Annotated in this window: 7 protein-coding genes; 3 read left to right on the top strand and 4 right to left on the bottom strand. The window is 68.4% G+C overall.

Annotated elements, in window-relative coordinates; genetic code table 11:
• Positions 1-176: 176 nt before the first annotated feature.
• The gene (locus G6022_RS09015) at positions 177-575 is read left to right on the top strand and encodes an OB-fold nucleic acid binding domain-containing protein (protein WP_182691414.1); all 399 of its coding nucleotides are present in this window, start codon (positions 177-179) and stop codon (positions 573-575) included.
• Entirely contained in the window at positions 572-1288 is a 717-nt protein-coding gene (locus tag G6022_RS09010; protein WP_304816413.1) for a DUF3159 domain-containing protein, read from the top strand. The genes G6022_RS09015 and G6022_RS09010 overlap by 4 nt, the downstream gene beginning before the upstream one ends.
• Before the next feature lie 115 nt (positions 1289-1403).
• Here G6022_RS09010 and G6022_RS09005 read toward each other — a convergent pair whose 3' ends face one another.
• The 3 genes from G6022_RS09005 to G6022_RS08995 form a co-directional block, all read right to left on the bottom strand.
• Entirely contained in the window at positions 1404-2321 is a 918-nt protein-coding gene (locus tag G6022_RS09005) for a hypothetical protein (protein WP_182610193.1), read from the bottom strand.
• 175 nt (positions 2322-2496) lie between these two features.
• Complete coding sequence (locus G6022_RS09000; protein ID WP_179525224.1) at positions 2497-3021, bottom strand: carboxymuconolactone decarboxylase family protein; 525 nt, start codon at positions 3019-3021, stop codon at positions 2497-2499.
• Positions 3018-3614: a peroxiredoxin gene (locus tag G6022_RS08995; protein WP_182610194.1), complete on the bottom strand. Its 597-nt coding sequence runs from the start codon at positions 3612-3614 to the stop codon at positions 3018-3020. The genes G6022_RS09000 and G6022_RS08995 overlap by 4 nt, the downstream gene beginning before the upstream one ends.
• Positions 3615-3768: 154 nt before the next feature.
• Between G6022_RS08995 and G6022_RS08990 the strand changes: the two genes are divergently transcribed.
• Entirely contained in the window at positions 3769-4704 is a 936-nt protein-coding gene (locus G6022_RS08990; RefSeq protein ID WP_179525226.1) for a hydrogen peroxide-inducible genes activator, read from the top strand.
• Here G6022_RS08990 and G6022_RS08985 read toward each other — a convergent pair.
• Positions 4661-5625, bottom strand: a 965-nt coding sequence (locus tag G6022_RS08985; RefSeq protein WP_241731132.1) for a hypothetical protein, incomplete at its 5' end; no start/stop codon positions are given. The genes G6022_RS08990 and G6022_RS08985 overlap by 44 nt on opposite strands.

Genomic DNA, 5625 nt, shown 5'->3' with positions numbered 1-5625 from the left:
CGGCCCCAGGGCCAGCCGGCCCCGGCGGCGGGAACACCGGCCCCGGCCCCGAGCCCGACCCCCACCCGGGAACAGCCTCGGCAGCCGGAGTCCCGGCCCCGCAGGGACGGCAGCGCCATGGACCGGCTCCGCTCCACCGACGATCTCTGACCGACCGACGCGCTGAGAGGGGAGCCATGCCCGTCACCCGGATGTTCCGTGGTCTCTCGGCTCGGCTGACCGCGCCGCTCGAGTCGCTCGACGCGGTGGACCTGGCCGGTGCGGTTCAGGGCATCGGCTGCTCGCCCGTCGAGGACGCCCGGAGAGGGCAGATGGTCACCCTGGCCGGGCGCGTGCGCACAGTCCTTTCCGGAGGGGGAGAGCGGTTCCTCGGGGTGACCGCCGAGGTGTACGACGGTACGGGTGCGGTGGACGTGTGCTGGCTGGGACGTGGTTCGATCCCGGGTATCGACACCGGCCGCTTCGTCAAGGTGACCGGGCGTATCGGCGTCCGGTCCGGCCAGAAGGTCATGTTCAATCCACGTTACGAATTGCTCAGTGGGCAACCGGGCGCTACACGCGGAGGAGAAGTGTGACCGAGTCTGAGCGGGCCGGCGAGCAGTCCACCGGAGAAGTGCCCCCGGAGAGCGCGGGAGGTAAGCGGAAGTCCGCGTTCGGTGACCCGGACGCCTCGCTGCTCGAGCAGATGGGTGGCGTCCGCGGCCTGGTCTACTCGTCGATCCCCATCCTGACCTTCGTCCCCGTCAACGGCTTCTGGGGACTGACGGTGGCGATCTGGGCGGCGCTCGGGGTGGCGGTCGCCATGCTGGCGTGGTCACTGGTCCGACGGGAGAACCCCCAGCCGGCGATCTCCGGCTTCTTCGGGGTCGCGATCGGTGTCCTGATCGCCTGGCGCACCGGGAGCGCGAAGGGATACTTCCTCTACGGGATCATCACGCAGGCGGTGTACGGCGGGGTGTTCGCCCTGTCCGCGCTCGCGCGGTGGCCACTCGTCGGGGTGATCTGGGGCCTGCTCGACGGAAAAGGGATGTCCTGGCGCCGTCACCCGAAAGCGCGTCGGTGGTACGCCGTCGCCACGTGGATCTGGGCAGGGCTCTTCGCGATACGCGCAGTGCTGCAGTACGCGCTCTACCTGAACGACGAGGTCAACTGGCTCGGGGCCGCCCGCATCGCGATGGGCTGGCCGCTCGCGCTGCTGGCGTTCGCGGCGACGATCTGGGCGGTGCGGCGCGCGATGGTCTACGAGAGGGAGCCCGCGGAGGCCCGGGAACCCACCACGCACGACTGACACGCACGACCGATACGGCATCACCTCGGATGGACGACGGCCCCCGGCGAGTTCGCCGGGGGCCGTCGTCTGCCCAGCTCGTGTCCGTCAGCCGCGAGCGCGAGTGACGCGGTGGTCAGATCGTGCTCGTCGCCATCCGCGAGAACTCGCTCGGGCCCGTGATGGTGCGGTAGGCGAACACCGAGGCCAGGGTGGCCACGGGGATCGCGATGAGGAGCCCGACGAACAGGGCGAGGAAACCTGCCACGACGACGAGGATGTTGAGCACCGCGAGAGCGAACAGGTTTCCCGCGTCGGACTTGATCGCGTTGACGCTGGACTTCATGGCGTCGATCGCGGTCATGTTGCGGTCCACGACGAAGTGGAGGGTCCAGTACAGGAAGAACGCGATCACGATGCCGGGGATGATGAGGAGGATCAACCCGATGGACGTCGCGATCGCCACGAGGATCGCGGCGATGACGAACGCCCCGAAGTTCTGCAACTTGAAGAAGTCGCCGATCTCCGGCTTGTGCCCGTCCACCTCGAGGAGGGCTCCCCGGATGATGAATGCCTGGAACAGGAAGCTCACGGCGATCGCCAGTATCGAGCCCAGGAACGCCACCGACGCCGACTGAGAGTTGGATATCGAACTCGCGAGCCCGTTGGCGAGGAACATCGCCAACGTGACCAGAACCCACGGCAGCGGGTTGTTCTTGAACATCTGCCAGCCGGCGCCGATGGCGTCGGTGGCGGACACCCTGCCCGTCATCACCGGCCCGCCCCCCTGGCCGGACTGGGGGTACCCCGCCCCGTAACCGTGGTCACCGTACGGCTGCTGGCCGAAGCCCTGCCCTCCGGATCCCTGCTGGCCATAAGCCTGTTGGCCGTAGCCCTCCTGGCCGTAGCCCTGTCCGGGATAGGGCTCCTGGCCGAATCCCTGTGCGTCCCCCTGTCCGCCGTACTGCTGTCCACCCCAGTTCTGTTGGGCGGCGCCGGTGCCGGTCGGATCGTTCGGGTTCCCGTCTCCTGACGGGGTACCTCCGGTGGTCATGGCATCTCCAGATCTCTTCGCGTCGGTGTGAAAGATTCTTCCACCTGCCTGGCTCCGAACCTAGTCCTGTCCGGGCGTTTTGGGGAGTGCCAACTCGACGGTCGGGGCGGGGAAATGCGTGGAGCCCCGTCGACGATGTCGACGGGGCTCCGGGTCCGTTGACCGGACGAGGGTGTCAGATGTTGGCGTGGATCTCGACAGCCTGTGCGACGCCGGCCACGGTGCCGGCGATCTTGACCGCCTCCCAGGCCTGCTCCTTGGTGATGCCCTCCTTGCGGATGACGTCATCGTGCGCGGCGGTGCAGTTCTCGCAGCCGTTGATCGTCGAGACGGCCATGGACCAGAGCTCGAAGTCGGCCTTCTCCACACCCGGGTTCGCGATGATGTTCATCCGGAGGCCCATGCGGACCTGGGCGTAGTCGTCTCCCAGGAACTCCTTGGCGCGGTAGGCCACGTTGTTCATGGCCATGATGGACGCAGCACCGAGGGCGGCGTTGAACGCCTCGTCGGACAGGTGCTCGCGCGCCTCGTCGGCGATCTCGGACAGCACGGTCTCGGACCGGGTCGCCGCGGCGGTGGCCAGGAAGGTCCCCCACAGCTGCTGCGGCGACAGCTCTGTCGAGCGCGCCAGGGAGCCGAGGTTCAGTTTGAGATCCTTCGCGAACTCAGGGAGCCCGGACTTCAGGTTCTCGATGGTCACTTGATGCCCTCCTGCAGCATGTCCATCTTGTTGATGTTCTTCGTCGGGTCGTTCTTCTGCCAGTTGCAGGCGCAGACCTCGGACGACTGGAGGGCGTCGAGGACACGGAGGACCTCGTCCACGTTGCGGCCGACGGCATCAGGCGTCACCGAGACGAACTGGATGACGTTGTCCGGGTCGACGATGAAGGTCGCGCGGTCGGCGACCCCGTCCGCGTTCTCGACACCGAGCGCGCGGATCAGCTCGTGCTTGATGTCCGACAGGAGCGGGAACGGGACACCCTTGAGCTCGTCGTTGGTCGCGCGCCAGTTGAAGTGCGCGAACTCGTTGTCGATCGAGCCACCGAGGACCTGCGTGTCGCGGTCCTGGAAGTCCTCGTCGAGCTTGCCGAACGCGGCGATCTCGGTGGGGCAGACGAAGGTGAAGTCCTTCGGGTAGAAGAAGATCACCCGCCACTTGCCGGCGTACGACTGGTTGGTGAGCGTCTCGAAGTAGTCCTCGGGCTGCTGGGCGTTGACCTGCTGGAGGTCGCCGCCCTTGAGTGCGGTGAGCTCGAAGTCGGGGAACTGATCGCCGATGGTGAGAAGTGCCATGTGATCCTCCTGGGTTATGGGCCGTTCTTGAACGGGCAGGGGAGACTATGCCCGACGCGCAGTGAGAGGTAAAGCCTAATGAGGTGAAGATCACCCATAGGGGAGGGTGAATAATCATCGACGTGGGGCTATTGATCGTCCTACACTCATCGACATGGCCAATCAGCGGTTCGTTCCGAGCGTGACCCAGCTCAGGGTGTTCCTCGCTGTCGCGGAGCGTCTCCACTTCCGCAGTGCCGCTGAGGAGCTGGGAATGAGCCAGCCGTCGCTCTCCCAGGCCCTGGCGACTCTGGAGGAGGGACTCCGGGTTCACCTGGTCGAACGGAGTACCAGGACGGTGCTCGTCACACCGGTCGGGCACCAGCTCCTCCCGTTCGCACGGGCCGCGGTGGGCGCGATGGACGCGGTGGCCGACATCGCCGCCGGTAGCGGGGGGCCGCTGTCGGGCGACGTCCGCATCGGTGTGATCCCCACGGCGGCGCCCTACCTCCTGCCGGGGCTGCTGCCCGCCCTGACCGAGCGTTTCCCGGATCTGCGGCCACGGATCGTCGAGGATCAGACCGCCAGACTGCTCGAGCAGTTGCGCTCGGGGGCGATCGACGTCGCGATCATGGCCCTTCCCACCGATGCCGCGGGTGCCATCGGTATGCCCCTGTACACCGAACCGTTCGCTCTCCTCGTCCCGGCCGACCACCCGCTCGCCGGGCAGGAGGGCCTCTCCCTCGAGGCCCTCGTGGATCTCCCACTGCTGATGCTCGACGAGGGGCACTGCCTCCGTGACCAGACCGTCGACCTGTGCCGGCGGGTCTCGGCTCCGATCCTGGGTCGTGGTGGGTCGCGGGCGGCGTCCCTGACCACCGCGGTGAGGTGCGTCGCCGGGGGGCTGGGGGTGATGATCGTGCCGGAGTCGGCCGTGGTGTCCGAGAGCCGCGACCCCGGCATCGGGGTCGCGAGGTTCGTCGAGCCCGCACCGGGCCGGACGATGGGTCTGGTGCTCCGCACGGCCACGGCCGGTGACGACGCCTACGCCGAGCTCGGGAGCGTCATCACCGAGGTGGCCCAGCGGCTGTTCGGGGCGGTTGCCGCCTGACCGGCGGTCGTCCGGCGCCGGCCGGGCAGGTGGGGTTCGTCGACTCCAGGGCCCGCGCCGCCTCCAGGTACCGGGCGCGGAGCCCCTGTGTCCGCGCGACCCATCCGCGCTGGTGGGCGACGAAGACCGCTCGTCCCTCGGGGGACTCCACCGGGATCGGGTCGAGTCCCCAGGCGGACAGGTCATAGGGCGAGGACCGCATGTCGACCTCGCGGGCGTCGAAGGCCGCGGCCAACGTGTCCACCAGGAGCTCGCCGGGGGCGCCGGCCTCCATGTCCACCACGTACGAGTAGAGATCCATACCGGCGTGCAGGCAGGCCGGTTGCTCGTTGCGGACCTGTTCGGCGCGGGTGAGGACGTCCTTGTTGAGGGGGACGGCGGCCTCGGTGAAGAACCGGAGGGCGTCGAAGTGGGTGCACCGCAGCCGGGATCCGTCGACGACGTCGTCGATCAGTGGCTGAGATACCCGGAGGGGCACCCGGGGATGACGAACGGCATCGTCGCCTCCCCGGTAGAGCATGGCCCACTCGTGAAGGCCGAAACAACCCAGTGCGCCCGGCCTGGACGCGGTGGCCTCGACGATCTCGCGCGCGCGGGACAGGCGGGGGCCGCATCGGGACAGGACGGACGTGGGATCCACGATCAGTCCGGACCGACCGTGCAGGGAGGTCCGCTCGTAGTGGCGCCACTGCGCCCGTTCGGTCAGGTGGGCGTTCTCCAGGATGATCCCCGGGCCGGGATGCCAGCGTCGGACGGTGGCGACGCTCGTCCGGTAGTAGGTGAACAGGAAGTCCGCGACCGGGTGCGGCTCGCCTCGTCGTCGACGCTCGAGGTGGTCGGTGGTCAGCGAGTCGACGGCCTCGGTGTGCCGGCGCTCCAGCGCCCGCCAGAGGCGCTCGGGCACCAGAACCGGGTCGGCGG

Origin of the sequence: Dietzia sp. Cai40 (assembly GCF_014145165.1) — a bacterium.
GTDB classification, from domain to species: Bacteria; Actinomycetota; Actinomycetes; order Mycobacteriales; family Mycobacteriaceae; genus Dietzia; species Dietzia natronolimnaea.
This window is presented reverse-complemented; position numbering and strand designations above follow the sequence as displayed.

Bases quoted from the DNA above. Each gene is read 5' to 3' on its own strand.
- G6022_RS08990 (WP_179525226.1), top strand. From the start codon at position 3,769: ATGGCCAATCAGCGGTTCGTTCCGAGCGTGACCCAGCTCAGGGTGTTC.
- G6022_RS08995 (WP_182610194.1), bottom strand. From the start codon at position 3,614: ATGGCACTTCTCACCATCGGCGATCAGTTCCCCGACTTCGAGCTCACC.
- G6022_RS09005 (WP_182610193.1), bottom strand. From the start codon at position 2,321: ATGACCACCGGAGGTACCCCGTCAGGAGACGGGAACCCGAACGATCCG.
- G6022_RS09015 (WP_182691414.1), top strand. From the start codon at position 177: ATGCCCGTCACCCGGATGTTCCGTGGTCTCTCGGCTCGGCTGACCGCG.